This window comes from Bacillus sp. LK2 (assembly GCF_001043575.1).
GTDB classification, from domain to species: domain Bacteria; phylum Bacillota; class Bacilli; order Bacillales; family Bacillaceae_G; genus Bacillus_A; species Bacillus_A paramycoides.
Genome location: NZ_LDUK01000032.1, coordinates 100697 through 122870 on the forward strand (window position 1 = coordinate 100697; position 22174 = coordinate 122870).

Below are 22174 nucleotides of genomic sequence, written 5' to 3' on the forward strand. Positions count from 1 at the left end.
TCCTTTCCTAGAGACTAATTTTAGTGTATCAAATTATGAAAAAGAGTGAAATGGAGGAGTTTCGTATGTGGAACTACGAAGCGGAAGAAGCGAAAGCCGTTATTATTATAGTGCATGGTGCTATGGAATATCACGGGCGTTATGAAGCAGTTGCAGAAATGTGGAATCATATCGGTTATCACGTCGTTATGGGAGATCTTCCAGCACACGGAACAACTTCAAGGAATAGAGGACATATCGAGTCATTTGATGAATACATAGAAGAAATAAAGTTATGGGTGAAAGAAGCAAGAAAGTATAGATTGCCCATTTTTTTATTTGGTCATAGTATGGGAGGACTTGTCGTTATTCGTATGATGCAAGAAACGAAAAGAGAGGACATAGATGGAATCGTACTAAGCTCGCCTTGTTTAGGCGTATTAGCTGCACCTTCCGCTTCGCTTCGTGCAGCTTCGAAAATATTAAATGTTGTTGCCCCGAAGTTACAATTTGCAACAAATCTCACTGTAGAAATGTCAACTCGCAATCATGAAGTGAGAGATGCGATGGAAAATGATTCATTGTTCTTGCGCAAAGTATCAGTACGTTGGTATAGTGAGTTGATTAAGTCTATCGAGATTGCTCATGAGAAAATAGATGAGTTTCCAGATGTTCCGCTCTTGCTAATGCAGGCATGTGAGGATAAACTTGTAGATAAAACACGTGTCCGTACATGGTTTGATAATGTTAAAATTAGTGATAAGGCGTATAAAGAATGGCCTAATTGCTATCATGAGTTATTAAATGAGTATGAACGTGATGAAATTTTGAATTATATTCAGTCATTTACTGAAATGCATGTCAATAATATAGTAAAAACAAACAAATAAATCATTATTTGTATATTGAATAGAGGAGATGAAGGAAGAAGTGAACGTACCGAGTAATCCCATAACGCTCATGGCGAAAGTATACCGTGATGTGTTTCCGGTTGTACACCATGAGCTAGCGATGTGGAAAGAGCGTGCCTACCATATTCCGAATGACGAGCTTCATAGTCAGGCAATCGCAAGTATTGAGCATAAAACGTTTCATTGTGAGGGCGGTGGCATTTTAGCGTTATTAGCAAATGAACACCGAGAGGAATGTATTCGTTTTATCGTAGCGTATCAAACGATTAGTGACTACTTAGATAATTTATGTGATCGTAGTACATCACTTGATCCGAAAGACTTTGCGGCTCTTCATGAGTCGATGTTAACGGCGTTAAGTCCTGAAGTTGAAGGGGGCGGTAATTATTATCGTTACCGTGATGATCAAGATGATGGTGGTTATTTAGACGAACTTGTTGAAACATGCCAAGATGTTTTAAAGAAAACGAAGCACTATGAAAAAATTGCTCCCATTCTTCATGAGCTTGCTTGTTATTATTGTGATTTGCAAATTCATAAACATGTCAAATTAGAAGAAAGAGAACCACGTCTAAAAACATGGTTTGAAGCTCATAAAGAAAATTTACCACCGATGAGCTGGTTTGAATTTTCGGCGTGTGCAGGATCAACGTTAGGAATCTTTTGTCTTGTAGCATATGCATTTCATGATGAATTACATGACGAAGATATTGCGAAAATTAGACAAGGGTATTTCCCGTATGTACAAGGACTTCACATTTTACTTGATTATTTCATCGATCAAGAAGAAGACCGTATCGGTGGAGATTTGAATTTCTGTAGTTATTATGAAAACGAACAAGTAATATTAGAACGCATGAAGCACTTTGTAGAAAAAGCAGAAAAGAGCATTGGTGATTTGCCTCATGCGAAGTTTCATCGTCTTATTAGCCGAGGTTTACTTGGTATTTATTTATCAGATCAAAAAGTATCCGCTGAAAAGAATATGCAAAAAATGGCACGGCGCATTGTAAAGTACGGGGGACTGACTTCACGATTCTTCTATTGGAACGGGAAGATGTACCGAAAGAAAATGGCGCAGTGATGAAAAAAACCACTCAGGGAGAGTGGTTTTTTTATTATGATCGTATTTTTGAAAATACGTATATGAGAAGTTCAATTGTGAAGATAACTAAAACAGATAGTCCGAATAAAGGCATGACAGCGCCTAGTATAACCATCATGATAAAGAAAACGAATACGCTTTTCTTATCTCTTTGCTTTGGAGGTGCTGCTAATTTTCCTTTCGGTTTTCTTGCTAACCACATTTTTATTCCGTAATAAATGAGAAGTAATAAAGATAATGTCGTTAATAAGCATAATATTTTATTAGGCCATCCGAATAAATGTCCTTCATGAAGAGGGATACCGTAAGAGAACCATTTTGCAAATAATCCGTAGTCACGATAGTCTGTTTTTGAAATAAGCTCTCCACTATACTGATCAAAGTAGGCAGTAATTTCTTCATTCGGTGCTACGTGCATGCCTGTAATACCAGAACCACTCGATTTCGAAACAGTGAATACAGCTTTTGGATCAGCTGGTAGTGAAATAACATATGGCTTCTTTATTTGAATCCCTTTTTGTAACTCATCAACTGATATTCCTTTCTGTTCATTCGAGCTAGACTCAGGAGGAGTTTCCTGTCTTGTTGCCCATGGTAATTCTTTAAACTTTGATTCAGGTGGTGACATATATAACTTCGGATATCCGAGTGATTCATTTGACGTTGCGATTTTATAAATTTGATTGCCCATAAATCCTGACCAAGGTAATCCAGTTGCGACTAGCAGAACGAGAGGAATTGTAAATATAATACCGATAATAGAATGACGTCGTTTTGCTCGTTCGCGTTTATTGGATGATGGCGTGTTTTTAAAATGGCGTATACTCATATACAACCCAGTTACAATTAAAAAGATTGTCCAGCATGCAGAGAGTTCTACTAAATAATTGACAACTGTACCGCCGACTAAGAGGGAACTATGCAATTCACGCATAATATTGGCAAACGTTTCACTTGCGTTTTGATCCCCGACAATTTGATTGTTGCTATCTAAATACACATATTTTTGTGTTCCTGTATATTCATTTGCGATTGTGAGCCTCGTATTGTAATCTCCATTAAACTCACTAATTTTCGTCACGTTATAATGTGGATACTTTTTCTCTGTTAATGAAATAGAATCAGCCATCGAAATAGATTCAGTTTGGGCGCTCTTCCCAAAATATAAATCTTTATAGATGAAATCTTCAACTTCCTCTCGAAATAAATACCCAATCCCGCTCAGTGACAAAGTAATAAGAAGCGGCGTAATAAAAAGCCCAGCATAAAAATGCCATCGCCAAAAAATGTAATGAAGCGAACGATTCAGTTTCATACTTCAGTTCCCCTAACCTTCCCTATATGAATAAATTACTTATTTAATATAGCGAGATTAAGTGTGATTACTTTGAAAGAATTGTGAAAAAAGTTAAAAGTTTTAGGGGAAGGATGGGTCGCTTGGTCGAATTTCGTCGGTAAATCGATATGTCAGGAAAATCGTTGATATATTTATCAGTGTGACATGCAATACTCGATACACATCTTAGTTGAGCGGATAAGTTCCTCATTTCCTTTTTGTAACCGAATTTGAAGCGCCTTTTGAAAATAAGATAAGGCGGTATGTAAGTCGCCTTCATCTAACTTACTTTTTCCGTAATGTTGGTAGAGGAAATCCTCATAAGTAGGGAAGTTTGGCAGTGTGGGTAGAAGTTCAGTAAAGAGTGCGTTCGCCTTATAAAAATCCCGTTCCCAATGATATGTATGTGCAAGTCGTAGTTTGTTAATAAAGAGCCCTTGGTTATTCTCTAATTTTGTGAAATAGGTAATTGCCTCATGTAAGTAATATTTACTTTCAGAAAGGTTACCAACGATTCTTTCATAAACGCCGATTAATCCGCAGTTTTTTCCGTATAACGGATCTTCTTGTAAATGCTCTTTCAAAAATGCAATCCCCTGCTTCATTTCAGCAAGGGATAATGGTTTTTCTCTAAGACTGTTGTCAAATGTATAACCCATTTCAAAAGGTATATTCATTAGGTTCTCCTTATATTTGCTAAATACATCCTAACAACGGCATCAGCAAGACATTGAGAGGAATCTACAAAATCTTCATTTGCAACTACATTCAAATCAGTACATGCGATAATAGCGGTATCTACTTCATTTTTTAAATGTAAAACGAGCGCACTCCATAATTTGCGAGCTTCTTCAACTTCCCCACATTTAATACAAGTAATAATTTGATTAATCATTTCCTGCCATTTTTCATTATGAATGTACTCTATATCACGCTTTGTAATCCCATCTTGATAAATCCCAGCTTGAACAGTAGCTTGCGTTGCGAGAAGAGCGACTCTTTTCGTGTTATCAGGAATTGCTTGTAACGTCTCATCGACTATATTCAAAATAGGAATGGAAAGAGAATGCTGTAATTCCTTGAAATAAAGATGCGCCGTATTGCAAGGCATAGCGATAAAGTCTACTCCAGTACTTTCAAGTTTTTGTGCCCCTTCAATAATCGCTTTTTTCATCACCGCATGATCAATAGGGCGATCCATATAAAACGGTGTTGGGCACGAATAAATCATCATATGAGGAAAGTCCATATCATGCTTTGCTCCGTATATTGCTTGGCATTGTGCTACAACTGTATCGACGAATGGTCCAGTTGATTTTGGACCCATTCCTGCTAGTATTCCAATCATTGTTTAGTCCCCTTTAATATTGTATATATCCATTATATAGGAGAATAAGAAAAAGACGTGCAGTGAATGCACGTCTTTTTTTGTTATGTTTTGTCGAAGAATCGATATATCGAAAAAATCGTTGATATCTTATCGCTTCTCAATCGCCACAATAAATGGCGGGTTATTTTGCTGGTTAATGAAGCCGTATCTTAGTACGTGAGCTTGTTTTTGGTCTAGTTCTTCTGCAAATTTGAGAACAGCGTCGCGTTCTACTTGTCCTTCTGGGTGTCCGTGGTAAATGACAAGGACAATGATACCTTCAGGTGCCATTACTTCTAATAGTTGTTCGATGGCCGAGATTGTTGAGTTTGGCTTTGTAACGATGTGCTTGTCACCGCCTGGGAGGTAACCTAAGTTGAAAATTGCTCCTGTTACTTTTCCTTTTGCATCTTCCGGTAGTACGGATAAGAGTGTATCGTGACTATCGTGAACTAAAACAGTACGTTCGAAAAGCTCTTTTTCTTTTAGGCGGATAGTGGAGCTTTCAATCGCTTCTTTTTGAATATCAAAGCCAAATACTTTTCCGTTATCTCCAACGATTTCAGCTAGGAAACAAGTGTCATGTCCATTTCCAAGTGTTGCATCTACTGCATAATCGCCTTCTTTAACAGCCGTTTGCAGCAGTGTGCGTGCAAACGGTAATACGCGTTCTAATTTCATTGTTGTTTCTCCTCATTTGCATATTTTCCTTGCCAGCTTCCGCGGCGTACAAATTCTGCATCGATGGAATTTAATACTTCCCATTTATTTAAGCTCCACATTGGGCCGATCATTAAATCGGGCGGACCGTCACCTGTGATGCGGTGCACAATTACGTCTTCAGGAATGATTTCAAGTTGATCGACAACGAGACTTACGTAATCTTCAAGTGAAAGGAATTCTAATTGTCCTTTTTCATATTGCTTCACCATTGGTGTTCCTTTTAATAAATGAAGCAAATGGATTTTAATTCCTTGTACGTCAAGCTTTGCTACTTCACGAGCTGTTTCCATCATCATGTCGTAATTTTCAAGTGGAAGACCATTAATAATATGAGAGCAAACTCTAATGCCATGCTTGCGTAATTTATTAACACCTTCTACATAAGATGGATAATCGTGAGCACGATTAATAAGATTTGCAGTACGTTCATGGACAGTTTGTAGTCCGAGTTCAACCCAAAGGTATGTGCGTTTATTTAAGTCCGCTAAATATTCAACAACATCGTCAGGTAAGCAATCTGGACGAGTCGCAATAGAAAGACCGACAACGTCTTTTTCTGCTAGAAGCGGTTCGAATTTTTCTTTTAACACTTCAAGTGGCGCGTGAGTATTTGTGTACGCCTGGAAATAAGCGATACATTTTCCGTCTTTCCACTTTGAGCGCATTTTTTCTTTCATTTCATGATATTGCGTTATAACATCATCGCGGCGATCCCCAGCGAAGTCACCAGACCCAGCAGCACTACAAAATGTGCAGCCGCCGTAAGCGACTGTACCGTCACGGTTCGGGCAATCAAAGCCAGCATCTAATGAAACTTTAAAGATTTTCTCACCAAATTCATTTCGTAAGTGATAATTCCATGTATGATAACGTTTATTGTCGTTTGTATATGGAAAAGGGTTTTGAACCTTCATTACTTTCCCTCCTAAGACGAGTCAAAATGAAACAAAATCCATTATAACATACTCATAAGGTTCATATGGAAGGGACACACTAAAGGAGAATTGAAGCAAGGAGGGACAAGTATGGCAGAGCGTCAATCACTTGAATCGTATATTACACAAGCTGAACAAGCAGTGGAATATGCGAAAGAACAATTAGATCTTGGTATGAGACAAGAGCATTACAATACGATGGAGTATTCGGATGCTCAGTTGCAATTAGAACAAGCATATAATGACTTACAAACGATGCAGCAACATGCGAATGATGAGCAACGTGAGCAGTTAAATAGAGCACGTATGGCAATTCGCCAATTGCAACATCAAATGATTATTACACCGCACTAATAAGGAGTGAATGTAATGGCGAAACGTTCAGATCAAAATAACCCAGAGCAAAAAACGCAAAATGGACATAACGCTGAGTTTTCAAATGAACTTGATCCGATTGTTCAGGTGAAACAACGTAACAGTAAAAAAGGACAGCCTCAAAAATCAAAACAATCAGAGTAAACCAGGTCGCAGTATGACCTGGTTTCATTTTGCCCCGCTATTTGCGGGCAGTAAGACTCCCCGTAAAAGCCCGATTGGTGTGGGCTAATAATCAGTGGGGGATGAACAAAAAAACCACTGATAAAAGTTTCACTTTATTAGGTTAGTTTTTGTCGGTAAATCGATATATTTTAAAAATCGTTAATGAAGGAAATGAATTTGTTTTAAAAGGATAAAAAACTGAGCTTACACGCTCAGTTTTTTTTCTTACAAAAGTGTAAGGTAAATGTAATGTTAACAAATAGCAGTTCACCTCCAAAAAGCGCAAAATAGGTAATGGAAAAACAAGTGTAGGAGGATATATATGACGAAACCAGTTGTAGACGTGAAAAACGTTCAAAAAGTGTACGGTAAAAAAGGTGAGAACCAATCACATGCGTTAAAAGGTGTATCATTCTCAATTCAAGAGGGTGAGTTTGTTGGTATTATGGGACCATCTGGTTCTGGTAAAACGACATTATTAAATGTAATTTCAACGTTAGATAAAGCAACAGGCGGCGTTGTTGAAATTGCGGGTACGGACATTACGAAAATGAAGCAAGGTGAGCTTTCTGATTTCCGTTCGCAAAAATTAGGATTCATCTTCCAAGATTTTAACTTATTAGAGAACTTATCTATTTATGAAAACATTGCACTTCCACTTTCCCTTCAAGGTGTTCCATCACGTAATATTGGCCCGAAAGTAGAAAAAGTAGCGGATATGTTAGGGATTTCGGAAATTCTTCAAAAGTATCCATCTGAAGTATCTGGTGGACAAAAACAGCGTTCAGCAGCAGCGCGTGCACTTGTGCATGAGCCGGCAATTATTTTAGGGGACGAGCCAACAGGAGCTCTTGATTCTAAAAATGCAGCAAGTTTACTTGATGCGATGACAAACTTAAATGAAGAACAAGGCGTATCTATTATGATGGTTACTCACGATCCATATAGTGCAAGTTACTGTCAACGTATTTTATTCATTCAAGATGGTGAGCTATATAAAGAAATTCACCGTGGTGGTACGCGTGAAGAGTTCTACAAAGAAATTTTAGATGTGCTTGCAGACTTAGGCACACAAAAAGCGTAAGAAAGGAGGTTCAGGCATGTTATTTAAACTTTCCATGTCAGGGCTAAAAAGTAAGCTGAAAGATTATATCGTCTTACTTGTCGGTCTTGTCATGTCGATTTCAATTTTTTATATGTTCCAAACATTAGCGTTAAACGAAGCCTTCCTTAAGGAAAATTCTACTATTGGCCAAATTGGATTTGTATTCCAAGCAGGTTCATTTTTACTAGCTATTATAACGTTCTTCTATATTTTGTATGCGAACTCTTTCTTACTATCTCTTCGTCAAAAAGAGTTTGGTATGTATATGATGTTAGGAGCAAAAAAGCATAAAGTTACATTACTTATGTTTATTGAAACAATCGTATTAGGTGCTGCGTCTCTTGCGATTGGTATTATAGTTGGTGTAGGACTTGCAGAAGGTATCGGACAGTTATTAATGAAACAATTAGAATTTGCTGGTAAAGGCTATAAAGCATTTTATTTACCATCAATGACTGTTACTTGCATCTTCTTCTTTGCACTATTTGTATTATCGGCAATTATGAACAGTATTAAATTATCACGTATTTCTGTACTGCAACTTGTACATGCAGACGCACAAACAGAACGTGTTGCGGTAAAAGGGAAAATGACAGGTTTAGTTGCATTCCTTGCGGTTATTTTATTAGGAATTGGCTATGCATCAATGATTTACATGGAAAAACTAAGAGAAATGGGCATTCTTATTGCATTAATTACAACAACAGCTGGTACTTACATGCTGTTTGGATCGCTTCTCCCAGTTATTATTAAAAAGTTAAAAAGTAATAAAAAACGTAGTGAAAAAGGACTTAACGCTTTTACATTTGCACAATTAAATTTCCGTATTAATAGCTTAACAAAGGTACTTGCAACAGTAGCGATGTTAGTTGCTCTTGGAGCCGGTGCAATTTCAGGTGGTATGGCGTTTAAAAATAACGTTATAAAAATGGTTGATGGTTTAGTAATATACGATTCAGTTGTTCATAACCCTACAGCTGAAGAAAAGAAAATTCTAGACGGTATTCCATTTAAAGAGAAAAGTGAATATCGTTACAAAGTTGATGATAAATACGTTTATTATGTAAAAGAAGATTTAGAGAAAAATCGACCTGTAGTAAAAGATATGGAAAATATGAAGTCGATGAAGGATTTAGTGAATACGAAAAAAGTTTCAGAGGAACTACCAGTAGGTGCAGTTTCTAGAGAAATGAATGAAAAAGATGCGAATGCTAAAGAACTTCCAAAAGAATGGGTTGATGCTTTTAGTACAATCCATCCATATTATATATATGAAGATCATGCAATTAAAATTGTAGATCAAAAAATGTACGATGGGATAAATGGTAAAGAAAGTATAGCATTTATCGGAAAAACAGATGATTTTGTAGCATATACAAAAGAATGGAAAAAACTTGACGAGTTGCAGCTAGTTAAATATAAAAATGTAAAAGCTGAGCAAATGAGCAGTAAATATCAGGCGTACGATATGTTCTATGGCGTTGCGAGTGGAACAGTGTTTATGGGATTCTTCCTTGGAATTGCATTCTTAGCAATGATGGCAAGTTGTTTAATGTTTAAAATTCTTTCTGGTGCATCAAAAGATATTACGCGTTATCAAATGCTTCGTAAAATCGGAGTGCGCCGTGAATTATTAACGAAATCAATTTATAAAGAGTTATTCTTAGTATTCTTATTCCCGGCGATTATAGGTATCGCCCACGTATTAGTTGGTATGAATATTTTCGGATTTATTTTAATCGATCCGTACTTCCGTATTTGGGTACCAATCGTAATTTTCGTAGTTATTTACACGATTTATTACTTCATTACAGTTCAATTGTATAAAGGAATTGTTCTTCCGAAAGAAGATTAATAAAAAACCGAGCGAAGCTGCTCGGTTTTTATTATTTTCAGAAAAAATACTTTGATGTTACTAAAATATCTAATATAATATAAATAAGTAACATAATATAAGAGTATCATCAGCTGGGAAATGAAAGGAGGAATCCGATCTGTAGAAAGAAGTTGAACTTTTATCCCCCCATTTCTTTTCTAACCACACCGTATTTGTACAATCGTAAATTTCAAAATGAAAAATTGTCGGGACCTCAGCAGTATATTGTAAAAATAATGGATAATACATGGAAATCTCATAGCGTGATAAGGTAAAATGAACAGGATAATGAGAAAATTACCGTTCATAAGATGAGGAGAATACATGTATGGAAGTTGTAGAGGCATTAAAAGATATAAATCAAATTGAGGCTATGAAAAAGTATTTAAAAGAGCACTCACAGCGAGATTATCTTTTATTTGTTATTGGGATTAACACAGGATTAAAAATTACAGAACTACTTAGCATGAAATTTGAAGATGTATTAAATGAAGATGGGACTGTTAAAGATTTTTATTCTCTTCCTGTGAAAGATGAAAAATTTAAACAAGATATTTATTTAAATACAAAGGTAAAAGAAGCACTTTTAGAGTACGTACAATCTTTTGATGCTCAAAGGGAGAACTACGTATTTCAATCTAATAAAACGACAAATTCAATTACGCGCCAACAAGCATATCGTGTGATTCATCGTGCTGCGGAAGCGGTTGGGATTGTTGGAAAGATTGGAACGAACTCAATGAGAAAAACATTTGGGTTTCACGCGTACAAAAGAGGAATAGCGATTGCGTTGTTGCAAAAACATTTCCATCACGCGACTCCATCAGAGACGCTCAAGTATTTAGGTATCTCAAAGGATGAGAAGTTTAAAACGGAGATTGATGTAGATTTATAAAAGCCGTAACTAAACAACTTTAGGAGGCGGAAAATATGAATATTAGAGAAAGTGAACTACCGGGTATTGAATGTAAGTTTGAAGTAATCACAAAAGGTAATGAAAAAATGGTTATTGTTATTCATGATGATGGTCGAAGAGAAATGTATCATTTTGATGCTGATCATGAGGAGAGTATTTCAAGCATTTCCCTTCGCGATTCTGAAGCGAGACAAATTGCGGCTATATTAGGTGGAATGATATATAGACCACAAGCTTTAGACACGATTGAGATGGCTTTAATCCGTTTTCATTAGGTGGGGCTGTTTGGTTAACGTTAGGAGCAGTACTCATAACTGTCATTGGTAATTTTACAGCTGGAATGATTGCTGGACGTAAAGCGGGTTTATCGCATAAGGCTTCCACGAATATTGGAATTGCTGGTGGCTTAATGGCAACGATTAAACCGTTCTCAGCCTTATATGTTTTAATATTGGCATCGTTAGGACCTTTGTTAACGAAAGAATTTGGGAGGATATACTCCTTACTAGATAAAATCTTTAAATGGAGCTCTAAAGAAAGTGCAAAACGTAAAAAAGAAGTTGGATAATCTAAAATAAGAGGAGATTGTATTAACTTAATACAACCTCCTCTTATTTTATGTAGATTGTTACCGGTGTCGCTTTTTGTCGGTAAATCGATATAATTGGAAAATCACTGATATATTTTAAGTTGCGGTCGATATAATTGGGAAATCGCCGATATATTTCGAGTTGCGGTCGATATATTTAAAAAATCGCTGATATATTTTAATGGGCAATCGATATAATTTCATATACTAACGTCCTATTATCTGAATTTCATCAACTATTAATCAGTTGCCTTCCTATTTAAAAACGACTACAATTTTACTGTTATATATATGAACGAAAAAAATAGAATAGGAGGGGAAACTATGCCAAGGAAAGTATGGCTATTAGTAGCTGGGATGATTATTAATGTCACGGGTGCTTCTTTTTTATGGCCTTTTAATACAATTTATTTGCATGATCATCTAGGAAAATCTTTATCAGTGGCTGGAATGGTATTAATGATCAACTCACTTACTGGTGTAATCGGAAACTTGCTCGGCGGTGTTTTATTTGATAAATGGGGCGGATACAAATCAACTTTAGTAGGGATTGTTATTACACTCGTATCAATTTTAGGTCTTGTGTTCTTCCACGGTTGGCCTTTATATGTTGTGTGGCTAGCGTTAATCGGCTTTGGCTCTGGAATGGTCTTCCCATCGATGTATGCGATGGTTGGTACGGTTTGGCCAGAAGGCGGAAGACGAGCGTTTAATGCGATGTATGTTGGACAAAATGTTGGTATTGCAATTGGAACAGCGTGTGGTGGATTAGTTGCATCGTATCGTTTTGATTATATTTTCTTAGCGAACTTTATTTTATACTTTGTTTTCTTCTTAATTGCTTTTATTGGATTCCGTGGTATGGAAGACAAAAAAGAGCCAGGAGTGCAAAAAGAAATCGAAACGAAAAAAGGCTGGTCACTTACACCAGGCTTCAAAGCACTTCTTATTGTATGTGTAGCATATGCTTTATGCTGGGTTACATACGTACAGTGGCAAGGGGCGATTGCAACACATATGCAGGAATTAAATATTAGCCTTCGTCACTATAGTTTATTATGGACAATAAACGGAGCGATGATTGTTTGTGCGCAGCCACTCGTTAGTATGCTAATTCGCTGGATGAAGCGTTCTTTAAAACAACAAATTATGATTGGAATCGTCATTTTTGCGGCGTCATTCATTGTGTTAAGTCAAGCGCAGCAATTTACGATGTTCCTCGTTGCGATGGTGACATTAACGATTGGTGAATTATTCGTATGGCCGGCAGTTCCGACCATTGCAAATATACTTGCACCGAAAGATAAATTAGGGTTTTATCAAGGGGTTGTAAATAGCGCGGCGACTGTAGGTAAAATGTTCGGACCGGTCGTTGGTGGGGCAATTGTTGATTTATACAATATGGAAGTATTGTTTATAGCGATCATGGTAATGCTTGTAGTAGCGCTTATTGCAACGAGCATTTATGATAAACGAGTAAAAGTAGAAGAAACAGTTGAAGAAAAAATTGCAGTTTAGTTTGACGGAACATGTAACATGTTTTAGAATATATTTAATTAACTCATACTTGTAATAACAGTGAGAAGGAGTAGTAGTAATAGAAGCTGGTTTAGAGAGTTGACGGTCGGTGCAAGTCAATCCACGTTTCGTTATGAACTCGCCTTTGAGTTGCAGTTGTGAAACTAGTAGTAGCAATTGCCGTTAATCCACGTTACGGATCTAAGCGAATGTATATTTTTACATTAATTTAGGGTGGTACCGCGGGAATCTATAACCTCTCGTCCCTTTCTAGGGATGAGAGGTTTTTTGTATTTTGGGCGGTGAAAATAAATAGAATTTCAAGGAGGGTATCTCATGAGCTTTAATCATCAAGAAATTGAGAAGAAGTGGCAAGGGTACTGGGAAGAGAATAAAACATTCCGTACGCCAGATGAGACAGAAAAACCAAAATTTTATGCACTAGATATGTTCCCATATCCATCAGGTGCAGGCTTACACGTAGGACATCCAGAAGGTTATACAGCGACAGATATTTTATCTCGTATGAAGCGTATGCAAGGATATAACGTTCTTCATCCAATGGGATGGGATGCATTCGGTCTTCCAGCAGAGCAATATGCACTTGATACTGGAAACAGCCCAGCAGAATTTACAGAGCATAATATTAATACATTCCGTAATCAAATTAAATCATTAGGTTTCTCTTACGATTGGGACCGTGAAGTAAATACAACAGATCCAAACTACTACAAGTGGACACAATGGATCTTCTTAAAACTATTTGAAAAAGGCTTAGCTTACGTTGATGAAGTACCTGTAAACTGGTGCCCAGCACTTGGTACAGTACTTGCAAACGAAGAAATAATTGACGGTAAGAGCGAGCGCGGTGGACATCCAGTTGAGCGTCGTCCGATGAGACAGTGGATGTTAAAAATTACAGCTTACGGAGATCGTCTATTAGAAGATCTAGATGAGCTTGATTGGCCAGAAAGCTTAAAAGACATGCAACGTAACTGGATCGGTCGTTCTGAAGGTGCAGAAGTACACTTCAACATCGATGGTACAGATGAGAAATTCACAGTTTTCACAACGCGTCCTGATACACTATTTGGCGCAAGCTACTGTGTACTTGCTCCAGAGCATGCACTTGTTGCTGACATTACAACAGCAGAGCAAAAAGAAGCTGTAGAAGCTTACATTAATTCTGTAAAAATGAAGAGTGACCTAGAGCGTACAGAACTTGCGAAAGAGAAAACTGGTGTATTCACTGGTGCTTATGCAGTTAACCCAGTAAATGGTGAGAAATTACCAATCTGGATCGCTGACTATGTTCTTGCAACTTACGGAACAGGTGCTGTAATGGCAGTTCCAGCTCATGATGAGCGTGATTATGAATTCGCATCAACGTTCAACCTTCCAATGAAGGAAGTTGTAAAAGGCGGAGACATTTCGAAAGAAGCATATACAGGTGATGGCGCTCACGTAAACTCAGCATTCCTTGACGGGTTAAATAAAGAAGAAGCCATTGTAAAAATGATTGAATGGCTTGAAGTAACAAGCGCAGGAAATCAAAAAGTAACGTACCGTCTACGTGACTGGTTATTTAGTCGTCAACGTTACTGGGGCGAGCCAATTCCAGTAATCCATTGGGAAGATGGTATAATGACAGCTGTGAAAGAAGAAGAATTACCACTAGTTCTTCCGAAAACAGAAAACATTCGTCCATCTGGTACAGGTGAATCACCACTTGCAAACATTGACGAATGGGTAAATGTTGTTGATCCTGAAACTGGTAAAAAAGGTCGTCGTGAAACAAACACAATGCCACAATGGGCTGGTAGCTGCTGGTACTACCTACGCTACATCGATCCAAACAACAGTGAAGCACTTGTAGATCCTGAAAAAGTAAAACAATGGCTTCCAGTTGATATTTATATTGGCGGAGCGGAGCATGCTGTACTTCACTTACTATATGCTCGTTTCTGGCATAAAGTATTATACGATATCGGCGTGGTTCCAACGAAAGAGCCATTCCAACAATTATTCAATCAAGGTATGATCTTAGGTGAAAACAACGAGAAAATGAGTAAATCAAAAGGTAACGTTGTAAATCCTGATGATATCGTAGCAAGCCATGGTGCAGATACACTTCGTCTATACGAAATGTTCATGGGACCATTAGATGCTTCAATAGCTTGGTCTGAAAATGGTCTTGACGGAGCTCGTCGTTTCCTAGACCGCGTATGGCGTCTATTCGTTCAAGATAACGGTGAATTAAGTGAGAAAATTACTGATGCACCAAACAAAGAGCTTGAAAAAGCTTACCACCAAACAGTGAAGAAAGTAACAGAAGACTATGCAGAGCTTCGCTTCAACACAGCGATTTCTCAAATGATGGTATTCATCAACGATGCATACAAAGCTGAAACACTTCCGAAAGAATATGTAGAAGGTTTCGTGAAAATGATTGCACCAGTTGCACCTCATATCGGGGAAGAACTATGGAGCAAACTTGGATCCAATGAAACAATCACATATGCAAGCTGGCCAACATTTGATGAGTCTAAACTTGTAGAAGATGAAGTTGAAATCGTTGTTCAAATTATGGGCAAAGTTCGTGCAAAACTAACAATGAAAAAAGACGCATCAAAAGAAGAAATGGAACAACTTGCACTTGAAGCAATTAAAGAACAAATCGAAGGAAAAACAGTTCGTAAAGTAATTGTAGTTCCTGGAAAACTTGTTAACGTTGTTGCAAACTAATTGATTTTAAATAAAAGCTCAGAGCGTTTATGCCCTGAGCTTTTTTGTGTAGAAAATAAACTCTGGATCACCTTCATCTAAGTTTTCAATCATTCCACTACGTATAAATCCGTTCGCTTGAAAAACTTTTTGCATATTTTCATTAGATTTGTTCGTTGAAGAAAATATTTTTTGAGTAGGAGAATGGCTTAACATATATGAGATTAATGAGCTTGCATGACCTTTTCTTCTTTTAGTTGGCGAAATAATTATCAATGAGAGGAAAGTATAACCCCAAAAATTTGTATCGTATGTTAGAAAACCAGAAATGGAATTGCCCTCTTTTACAATTATGCATTGTCCTTCATTAATAGCGTGTTTAATATAATTTCTTCTACTATCGTCTCCGATTATTTCGATATCTATATGTACGATTGAGTCTAAATCGTTGATTGAAGCTTTTGTTACGTTCTCCAATGGAAATGCCCCCTTTTTTTATAAGGAAAGAATAATCAGTCAATTAATCCTATCATGAATGAATAGCGAAGAAAAAGGTGCGGAATTCCTATACAGACAAACACCTATTCTTCTATAGGAAATATGATAAAAAAGGTAGGCTAAATTGAGTAGAAGAGGTGAAAGGAATGAAAGGGATGGACAATAATGCACCACATGGCTTCTTCGGAGGCGAATCGGACAGTTATGCACAAATGATGTTAATGGGTGGAGCAGGGCAACAAGGATACGGTGGAATGCCGAGCTGGATGGGTGGAGCAGCTGGAGGAATTCCAGCATCAATGGCTGGCATGCAAACTGGAATGCCAACATTAACAGGAGGAATGCCGACATCAGTGGCTGGCATGCAAACTGGAATGCCAACATTAACAGGAGGAAATCAAGCATCAATGGCTGGCATGCAAACTGGAATGCCAACATTAACAGGAGGAATGCCGGCATCAATGGCTGGCATGCAAACTGGAATGCCAACATTAACAGGAGGAATGCCGACATCAATGGCTGGCATGCAAACTGGAATGCCAACATTAACAGGAGGAATGCCGACATCAGTAGCCGGCGCACAAACTGGAATTCCAGTAGGAGTACCAACTACATTCCCTTCTTTCGTTGGAGGAGTGCAGACAGGATTCCCTGTACCAGGAGTAGGTGTTGTGGCAGGAGGAGTAGGTGGTCATCCACAAGTTGTTCATGGTCAACATCATCACCATGATCACCACGGACACCACGGTCATCCTCAACACCACGGTCACCATGGCCATCATCAACAACAAGTACATCACCACGGACACCACCAAATGCATCCGCAGGCTGTCCATTATCAAACTCATCAAGCTCATCATCATGGTCACCACGGTCAACATCATCACCATGGTCAACATCACCACCATGGTCAACATCAACACCACGGTCAACATCAGCAACAAGTACATCACCAAGGCCATCATCAAGTTCATCCGCAGGCTGTCCATTATCAAACTCACCAAGTTCAACACCACGGCCAACATCAACACCACGGTCAGCATCAACACCACGGCCAACATCAACACCACGGTCAGCATCAACACCACGGCCAACAGCAACACCATGGCCATCAGCAACACCACGGTCAACAGCAACACCACGGTCAACAGCAACAACAGCCTTGGACCGGTGGAGTTGGAACGGGAGCGGGAGCAGCAGGACGTGCGGATCATTAATGAATTACGTGAAAAATATATCGGTGAAAAAAGACATAATAAAAAACTGCTAGGATCTCCTAGCAGTTTTTTTCCGCCTCTTGACGCTGGCGTTCGATTTCAGCACGAAGTTGTGGTTCCGGTGCTTGCCATCCTTCTGGTTTTAAAATTTTGCCATCGCCTTCGCGGAATCGAGGCTTTCCATCAGGGAATAGTTTTGCCATGTTGGCATTGTTTACAATTTCAAATCCTTTATCTGGACGTACGCCCATTTCTGCAAACGTTCCGAATGCAAAGTAAATAAGGTCAATAAGTGCATCGTATTGATCTTCGACAGTTGTTGCTTCTAGAAATTCTTCTAACTCTTCTTGCATAAAGCTAGCACGAATTTTTGCACGCTCTTCTGTTAGTTTTGTTGGAGTACCTGTCACAGGATGTCCGAATACTTCATGCATTTTCGCAACAAGTTCGTATCCTTTATCTAAACCTTTTTCGTTTGTCATGTTGTTTCATCCTTTCTTACGTTATGCCGAAGTTTATTGTAACATAAGGTAGTTATTAAATAAAAAGAACATCTTATGAGAAATAAGATGTTCGCTCGTTATTCTTCTTTTTTTATTAAAATGGATAAAATAAGATCGATACTAAATATTCCGATGAGTAGCATCGGTATAATGACAAGTAAATAACGTGTGAAAGAAACATTTTTTAAGTATGTATGAGCAAATAAAAAGACGCCGAGAAATAAAATACCATTTAAAATAGGCTTTACTAATTTTTTAGACATAAGCTCCCCCGTGAATATCTTTTCTCTCTATATTTGGTAATAAAAAACTCCTCTCTCCGTTGTATCATGCCGGAGGGAGGAGTTCAATCATTATCATTCAATTACACCAGAATTTGTAATGTTGACAGTGTATTTCACTTTAATTGGAACATCTTTATACATTCTTCGCCACTCTTCTAATTTGAAGGGACGATAATGCTGTTTATATTTTGCTCCTAGCCCGAGAGGGTCGACGTCTAAAGATTTAAGCTGCTTAATTAGTTTGTTACCTTGTGTATCCAATTGTTTTTGGATAGCTTTTTCAATGTTTTTTATGTTCTTGACATTTTCTAAGTTAATTTGCTTCGATAGTTCTTGAATACGGGCATCAAGCTTAACGTGAATGAAAAAAGAAGGTTTCCCGTTTTTTATTTTTATATCGCAAGTTGGAACAGAACGAATATTATTAATCATTACGTACGCAGAATCCGTTTTAAATTCATGTGAATCTAATTTATGTTTCTCTAGCAGTCCTTTAAATATAAACATATCTTTTTTCGCAATTTTACCGATATATTTATCCTTTTTAAAAAGACCAATTCCGTTGATTTTTATTTTATCAGCATGTTTTTTTAAAATCGGGATGTAGTAGTCTTGTCCTTCTCGATAATAACGGAATGCTCCTATATGCAGGTTATCCGTTGGTAAAGGACCAGTTTTCATGTTATGTTCAAGCAATTTTTTTATATAAATTGCAACGTTGTATGAAGTCGTATATTTTCCTTTTAAAAGTTCAGTACCATTTCCCTCTATTAAAGAAACATATAAAGCGTTCCCTATATTCACATCTCGAAGTAATGTATCAAATGAAGTGGACATTCCTTTCTTCGCAAGTCTTATAGTATATAGAGCAACACGCATTTGTCCGCTAGCAAATGGTTGAGAAGACTCTAAAGATGTGTCTGCTTTTACTTGTTTTACCGCATTTGCACTGCCTTCAAAAACTTGAACCTTATTTCCTTTTTTCTGAATAGGACAAACGAATGTCACTTTTACTTTATTATCTTTTGCTACATCAAAAACACTTCCTTGAATAAGCTGTACATCATCGACAATATTTTTTTGTAAACATCCAGTTAGACTGAAGAGTGTTATGCAAGAAATAAGTATTAATTTGCTTTTGTTTTTGATTTTTTCCATTTTCTTTTCACCCACACAATGATAAATAAAATAGGGATATATACATAGATGAGCCAAAAACTAACTTTGGATACATTACTAATAAAATTATTAATATTGTGTCTGTTTGTTAAAAGTTGCGAAACGATGAGGGTGATAAGGATAAAAGCGATTAGAATCCCTCTTTGTTTTACGCGAAATATTTCGTGAGTTGATCTTGTTGCCGCCCATAAAGGAAGGATAAAGCTGGTAATAATAACGAGTGCATAACCTGAAATTGCAATATATTCTAGCCTTTCTATGAATGGTAATTGAATTACTTGGGTCATAGAAAGTTGAGACCATATTGTTTTTAATAATTGTTTTTCACTAAAAAATGCAAAGGCTAAAAGTGTACTAAATAAATATAGAAGATTTGAAAATAGTGCCCCGTATTGAGCGAATTTATGCGATTGCTTAGGATTTTTTACAAATGGATAAATCATAAGATAAATCTCAAACCCTGTCATACTGTAGATTGCCAGCTTGGCGGATTTTAAAATATCTGAAAAAGAATGTGTGAAAATCGGTAGTAAATTATCCCAATGTGAGTATTTCAAAACGAATAGGCAAAGAAATAAATATCCGAATGTACCGCCAACTGAGATAACACAAATGCCAGTAATTACACGAAAACCAGAAGAAATAATGTAATAGCTAACTAAGCATAAAAAGAGTGTTAACATCCAAGTGGAAGCGGTAGGGAACATCCATACTTGAATAATTTCAACATATGTTCGGATGACGGAAATACTGACGGTTAAAAAATAAGCTGCAAAGATGATATTAATGCCGTTTCCTAGCCATTTTCCAAATGTTTGCCTTTGTAAATCAATTAAATTCCCGTTTGTTTCTTTTAATAAGTAATACATCATCCATATAAGAATATGGATACAGATTCCTGTGATTACAACTCCCATCCAGCCGTCGTACCCAGCGGCTTTTGCAATAATGCGAGCGAATCCAAGAACGCCAGCACCGAACTGTGCACTGTGAATTAAGAAGAAAACAAAGACAGGAGATATTTGATATTTTTCTTGAACTTTACTCATCAAATGCACCTCATTCCTTAATCATCAAAGTCCGATCGATGTCTTGTTGAAATCCCTTTTGCTGATTTTTTTACATGTTGTGGCCTTGCTTGTACATCTCGTGTATCAATCATTGTTAATGGAAAGCGAATCCAAGAATCTTTAAAGGATTGTTGTCTCGTTGGATAAAAGAGAGCGTACGGCTTACGTAAAGAAGTAAGTCTAAACAAATGGGTAAATAAAAAGATAAATCCGAGAGATATACCGAAGAGTCCTCCTATTTCTGCGAATGCGAGAAATGGAAAACGTAGTAATCGAACGGCATTACCCATTTTATAAATAGGTGTAATAAAGGATGCAAGTGCGGATAATGCAACGATAATTAATAAAATATTACTCGTTAAACCAGCTTGTACAGATGCTTGTCCGATTACGATACCACCTACAATACCGAGTGTTTGACCGACCTTCATCGGTAACCTCGCACCAGCTTCTCTTAATAAATCAATCGCGAGTTCTAAAAAGAGTGCTTCAATTAAAGGTGGAAACGGTACTTGTGCCCTTGATAAAATCAAAGTTTCAAGCAAATCACTTGGAATGAGTTCATAATGATAATTTAAAACTGCAACGTATAACGGTGTAGCACAGATCGAAAATAGAACGGCGATAAGGCGTAAAATTCTTGAAAATGTCGCGTATAGCCAAGATACGTTATAGTCTTCAGGTGAAATGAAAAAATCGAAATATGATACAGGTGTTAATAGGACACTTGGAGAACCATCAACGAAAATAGCGATTTTTCCATCAATAAGTGCTTTTGTGACTCTATCAGTGCGTTCTGTATTGATATAGAGAGGGAAAATCGACTTTTCACCCATTAATTCTTGTATATAAGCACTATCGTTAATTTGGTCATATTTAAGAGCGCGTAAGGATTCCTCGAGAAAATCCACATTTTCTTTTTCAGCGAGGTTGTCTAAATACATCATGACAACTTTTGTTTTTGAAAACTCGCCGACAATCATTTCTTTTGTTTGTAAATCTAAAACAGGAAGCCGCTTTCGAACTAAATTAATATTTGTATCAATATCCTCTACGAAACCTTCTTGAGGGCCGATAACAGTTGATTCGTTTAAAGGAGGAGTTGGCGCACGATAATTATCAATTGCAATGTTTGCAAGCATACATTTTTGATCTTGCTGGTTCAATTGAATAATTGCATGTCCCTTTAAAACCATATCCTCAATTTTTTGTAAGTCGTTCGTAATTGTAATACCACTCATCGGAATATGTTCTTTTAATTCTTCTAATGAAGTACAAGGTCGTTCTAACAGAGTAGGCATTAAATATTTCTGTAATTTCTCTCCATCAAGTGAAGGTCGATAGTAAGAAATATAATAAGGCATCGTTTCATCATCAGATGTATGGTAATTAACAAAATCACTAGACCTTTTTAGTTTCTCTATTAAATCTTGTAGAGAATGAATACGGTCTTTTTTTGGTTTTGTAAAATCATAAATACTATTACTTCCAGCGCTTTGTTGCTTACCTTGAGACGAGTCATCTCGCTTAGAGTTTTGCTGTTTATCTTGGGAAGAATCGTTTTGCTTAGCACTTTGCTGTTTATCCTGGGAAGAATCGTCTTGCTTAGCATTTTGCTGTTTATCTTGAGAAGAATTATCTTGTTTAGAGTTTTGCTGTTTATCTTGAGAAGAATCGTTTTGCTTAGCACTTTGCTGTTTATCTTGAGAAGAATTATCTTGTTTAGAGTTTTGCTGTTTATCTTGGGAAGAATCGTTTTGCTTAGCACTTTGCTGTTTATCTTGAGAAGAATTATCT

The 22174-nt window shown here is 37.2% G+C and carries 21 protein-coding genes, 2 pseudogenes and 1 other annotated feature; of the genes and pseudogenes, 12 read left to right on the top strand and 11 right to left on the bottom strand.

The window, feature by feature from the left end:
• Nucleotides 1-65: 65 nt before the first annotated feature.
• Together VK90_RS19055 and VK90_RS19060 are read left to right on the top strand one after the other, a co-directional pair.
• The gene (locus VK90_RS19055) at nt 66-869 is read left to right on the top strand and encodes an alpha/beta hydrolase (RefSeq protein WP_048374433.1); all 804 of its coding nucleotides are present in this window, start codon (nt 66-68) and stop codon (nt 867-869) included.
• Between the two features lie 40 nt (nt 870-909).
• A complete protein-coding gene (locus tag VK90_RS19060) occupies nt 910-1974 on the top strand; it encodes a tetraprenyl-beta-curcumene synthase family protein (protein WP_025148906.1) in 1065 nt (354 codons plus the stop codon).
• A 34-nt stretch (nt 1975-2008) separates the two neighbouring features.
• On the opposite strand, the gene VK90_RS19065 is transcribed toward VK90_RS19060, so the two are convergent.
• From VK90_RS19065 to VK90_RS19085, 5 genes are all read right to left on the bottom strand, one after another.
• A complete protein-coding gene (locus VK90_RS19065; RefSeq protein WP_048374434.1) occupies nt 2009-3310 on the bottom strand; it encodes a PepSY-associated TM helix domain-containing protein in 1302 nt (433 codons plus the stop codon).
• A gap of 176 nt (nt 3311-3486) precedes the next feature.
• Nucleotides 3487-4008 (bottom strand): hypothetical protein, encoded by a 522-nt coding sequence (locus tag VK90_RS19070; protein WP_048374435.1) that lies wholly within the window; start codon nt 4006-4008, stop codon nt 3487-3489.
• Complete coding sequence (locus VK90_RS19075) at nt 4008-4679, bottom strand: aspartate/glutamate racemase family protein (protein WP_048374436.1); 672 nt, start codon at nt 4677-4679, stop codon at nt 4008-4010. Before VK90_RS19075 ends, VK90_RS19070 begins: the two co-directional genes overlap by 1 nt.
• A gap of 129 nt (nt 4680-4808) precedes the next feature.
• Nucleotides 4809-5381, bottom strand: a complete 573-nt coding sequence (locus VK90_RS19080; protein WP_000764484.1) for a class I SAM-dependent methyltransferase — start codon at nt 5379-5381, stop codon at nt 4809-4811.
• Complete coding sequence (locus VK90_RS19085) at nt 5378-6337, bottom strand: TIGR01212 family radical SAM protein (RefSeq protein ID WP_002173869.1); 960 nt, start codon at nt 6335-6337, stop codon at nt 5378-5380. The genes VK90_RS19080 and VK90_RS19085 overlap by 4 nt, the downstream gene beginning before the upstream one ends.
• Nucleotides 6338-6448: 111 nt before the next feature.
• On the opposite strand from VK90_RS19085, the gene VK90_RS19090 reads away from it, so the two are divergent.
• The 9 genes and pseudogenes from VK90_RS19090 to leuS all read left to right on the top strand — a co-directional run bounded on the left by VK90_RS19090 (nt 6449) and on the right by leuS (nt 15647).
• On the top strand, nt 6449-6712 hold the full coding sequence (locus VK90_RS19090) for a YtzC family protein (protein WP_000840865.1): 264 nt from the start codon (nt 6449-6451) through the stop codon (nt 6710-6712).
• Between the two features lie 15 nt (nt 6713-6727).
• Nucleotides 6728-6877: a hypothetical protein gene (locus VK90_RS19095; protein ID WP_001129340.1), complete on the top strand. Its 150-nt coding sequence runs from the start codon at nt 6728-6730 to the stop codon at nt 6875-6877.
• A 343-nt stretch (nt 6878-7220) separates the two neighbouring features.
• Nucleotides 7221-7982, top strand: coding sequence for an ABC transporter ATP-binding protein (locus tag VK90_RS19100; protein WP_048374437.1), 762 nt, complete (start codon nt 7221-7223; stop codon nt 7980-7982).
• A gap of 16 nt (nt 7983-7998) precedes the next feature.
• Nucleotides 7999-9858: an FtsX-like permease family protein gene (locus tag VK90_RS19105; protein ID WP_048374438.1), complete on the top strand. Its 1860-nt coding sequence runs from the start codon at nt 7999-8001 to the stop codon at nt 9856-9858.
• Between the two features lie 349 nt (nt 9859-10207).
• On the top strand, nt 10208-10774 hold the full coding sequence (locus tag VK90_RS19110) for a tyrosine-type recombinase/integrase (RefSeq protein WP_002173865.1): 567 nt from the start codon (nt 10208-10210) through the stop codon (nt 10772-10774).
• A gap of 35 nt (nt 10775-10809) precedes the next feature.
• Nucleotides 10810-11052 (top strand): annotated as a pseudogene (locus VK90_RS19115) (cation:proton antiporter regulatory subunit); the annotation flags it as partial.
• A gap of 2 nt (nt 11053-11054) precedes the next feature.
• Nucleotides 11055-11363, top strand: a pseudogene (locus VK90_RS19120) (cation/H(+) antiporter); the annotation flags it as partial.
• Between the two features lie 345 nt (nt 11364-11708).
• Nucleotides 11709-12902, top strand: a complete 1194-nt coding sequence (locus tag VK90_RS19125) for an MDR family MFS transporter (RefSeq protein ID WP_025148914.1) — start codon at nt 11709-11711, stop codon at nt 12900-12902.
• A 51-nt stretch (nt 12903-12953) separates the two neighbouring features.
• Nucleotides 12954-13173: a binding site (T-box leader), on the top strand.
• Between the two features lie 65 nt (nt 13174-13238).
• On the top strand, nt 13239-15647 hold the full coding sequence (gene leuS / locus VK90_RS19130) for a leucine--tRNA ligase (protein ID WP_048374439.1): 2409 nt from the start codon (nt 13239-13241) through the stop codon (nt 15645-15647).
• Between the two features lie 27 nt (nt 15648-15674).
• Here leuS and VK90_RS19135 read toward each other — a convergent pair whose 3' ends face one another.
• Entirely contained in the window at nt 15675-16103 is a 429-nt protein-coding gene (locus tag VK90_RS19135) for a GNAT family N-acetyltransferase (protein WP_048374441.1), read from the bottom strand.
• A gap of 167 nt (nt 16104-16270) precedes the next feature.
• On the opposite strand from VK90_RS19135, the gene VK90_RS19140 reads away from it, so the two are divergent.
• The gene (locus VK90_RS19140) at nt 16271-17341 is read left to right on the top strand and encodes a hypothetical protein (RefSeq protein ID WP_048374443.1); all 1071 of its coding nucleotides are present in this window, start codon (nt 16271-16273) and stop codon (nt 17339-17341) included.
• Nucleotides 17342-17400: 59 nt separating this feature from the next.
• On the opposite strand, the gene VK90_RS19145 is transcribed toward VK90_RS19140, so the two are convergent.
• The 5 genes from VK90_RS19145 to VK90_RS19165 form a co-directional block, all read right to left on the bottom strand.
• A complete protein-coding gene (locus VK90_RS19145) occupies nt 17401-17823 on the bottom strand; it encodes an HAD family hydrolase (protein WP_048374445.1) in 423 nt (140 codons plus the stop codon).
• A gap of 98 nt (nt 17824-17921) precedes the next feature.
• The gene (locus tag VK90_RS19150) at nt 17922-18107 is read right to left on the bottom strand and encodes a hypothetical protein (protein ID WP_002173856.1); all 186 of its coding nucleotides are present in this window, start codon (nt 18105-18107) and stop codon (nt 17922-17924) included.
• A gap of 93 nt (nt 18108-18200) precedes the next feature.
• Nucleotides 18201-19286 carry a Ger(x)C family spore germination protein gene (locus VK90_RS19155; protein WP_048374447.1) on the bottom strand — a complete coding sequence of 362 codons (1086 nt, stop codon included), beginning with the start codon at nt 19284-19286 and terminating at the stop codon, nt 18201-18203.
• Nucleotides 19256-20356, bottom strand: coding sequence for a spore germination protein (locus VK90_RS19160; RefSeq protein ID WP_025148921.1), 1101 nt, complete (start codon nt 20354-20356; stop codon nt 19256-19258). The genes VK90_RS19155 and VK90_RS19160 overlap by 31 nt, the downstream gene beginning before the upstream one ends.
• A gap of 17 nt (nt 20357-20373) precedes the next feature.
• A partial coding sequence (locus tag VK90_RS19165) for a spore germination protein (protein WP_082147979.1) occupies nt 20374-22174 on the bottom strand: 1801 nt, incomplete at its 5' end.

What these genes read in the sequence shown, in the direction of transcription:
- VK90_RS19055 (WP_048374433.1), top strand. Translation starts at nt 66, where the DNA reads ATGTGGAACTACGAAGCGGAAGAAGCGAAAGCCGTTATTATTATAGTG.
- VK90_RS19065 (WP_048374434.1), bottom strand. Translation starts at nt 3,310, where the DNA reads ATGAAACTGAATCGTTCGCTTCATTACATTTTTTGGCGATGGCATTTT.
- VK90_RS19070 (WP_048374435.1), bottom strand. Translation starts at nt 4,008, where the DNA reads ATGAATATACCTTTTGAAATGGGTTATACATTTGACAACAGTCTTAGA.
- VK90_RS19075 (WP_048374436.1), bottom strand. Translation starts at nt 4,679, where the DNA reads ATGATTGGAATACTAGCAGGAATGGGTCCAAAATCAACTGGACCATTC.
- VK90_RS19080 (WP_000764484.1), bottom strand. Translation starts at nt 5,381, where the DNA reads ATGAAATTAGAACGCGTATTACCGTTTGCACGCACACTGCTGCAAACG.
- VK90_RS19085 (WP_002173869.1), bottom strand. Translation starts at nt 6,337, where the DNA reads ATGAAGGTTCAAAACCCTTTTCCATATACAAACGACAATAAACGTTAT.
- VK90_RS19090 (WP_000840865.1), top strand. Translation starts at nt 6,449, where the DNA reads ATGGCAGAGCGTCAATCACTTGAATCGTATATTACACAAGCTGAACAA.
- VK90_RS19095 (WP_001129340.1), top strand. Translation starts at nt 6,728, where the DNA reads ATGGCGAAACGTTCAGATCAAAATAACCCAGAGCAAAAAACGCAAAAT.
- VK90_RS19100 (WP_048374437.1), top strand. Translation starts at nt 7,221, where the DNA reads ATGACGAAACCAGTTGTAGACGTGAAAAACGTTCAAAAAGTGTACGGT.
- VK90_RS19105 (WP_048374438.1), top strand. Translation starts at nt 7,999, where the DNA reads ATGTTATTTAAACTTTCCATGTCAGGGCTAAAAAGTAAGCTGAAAGAT.
- VK90_RS19110 (WP_002173865.1), top strand. Translation starts at nt 10,208, where the DNA reads ATGGAAGTTGTAGAGGCATTAAAAGATATAAATCAAATTGAGGCTATG.
- VK90_RS19125 (WP_025148914.1), top strand. Translation starts at nt 11,709, where the DNA reads ATGCCAAGGAAAGTATGGCTATTAGTAGCTGGGATGATTATTAATGTC.
- leuS (WP_048374439.1), top strand. Translation starts at nt 13,239, where the DNA reads ATGAGCTTTAATCATCAAGAAATTGAGAAGAAGTGGCAAGGGTACTGG.
- VK90_RS19140 (WP_048374443.1), top strand. Translation starts at nt 16,271, where the DNA reads ATGAAAGGGATGGACAATAATGCACCACATGGCTTCTTCGGAGGCGAA.
- VK90_RS19145 (WP_048374445.1), bottom strand. Translation starts at nt 17,823, where the DNA reads ATGACAAACGAAAAAGGTTTAGATAAAGGATACGAACTTGTTGCGAAA.
- VK90_RS19150 (WP_002173856.1), bottom strand. Translation starts at nt 18,107, where the DNA reads ATGTCTAAAAAATTAGTAAAGCCTATTTTAAATGGTATTTTATTTCTC.
- VK90_RS19155 (WP_048374447.1), bottom strand. Translation starts at nt 19,286, where the DNA reads ATGGAAAAAATCAAAAACAAAAGCAAATTAATACTTATTTCTTGCATA.
- VK90_RS19160 (WP_025148921.1), bottom strand. Translation starts at nt 20,356, where the DNA reads ATGAGTAAAGTTCAAGAAAAATATCAAATATCTCCTGTCTTTGTTTTC.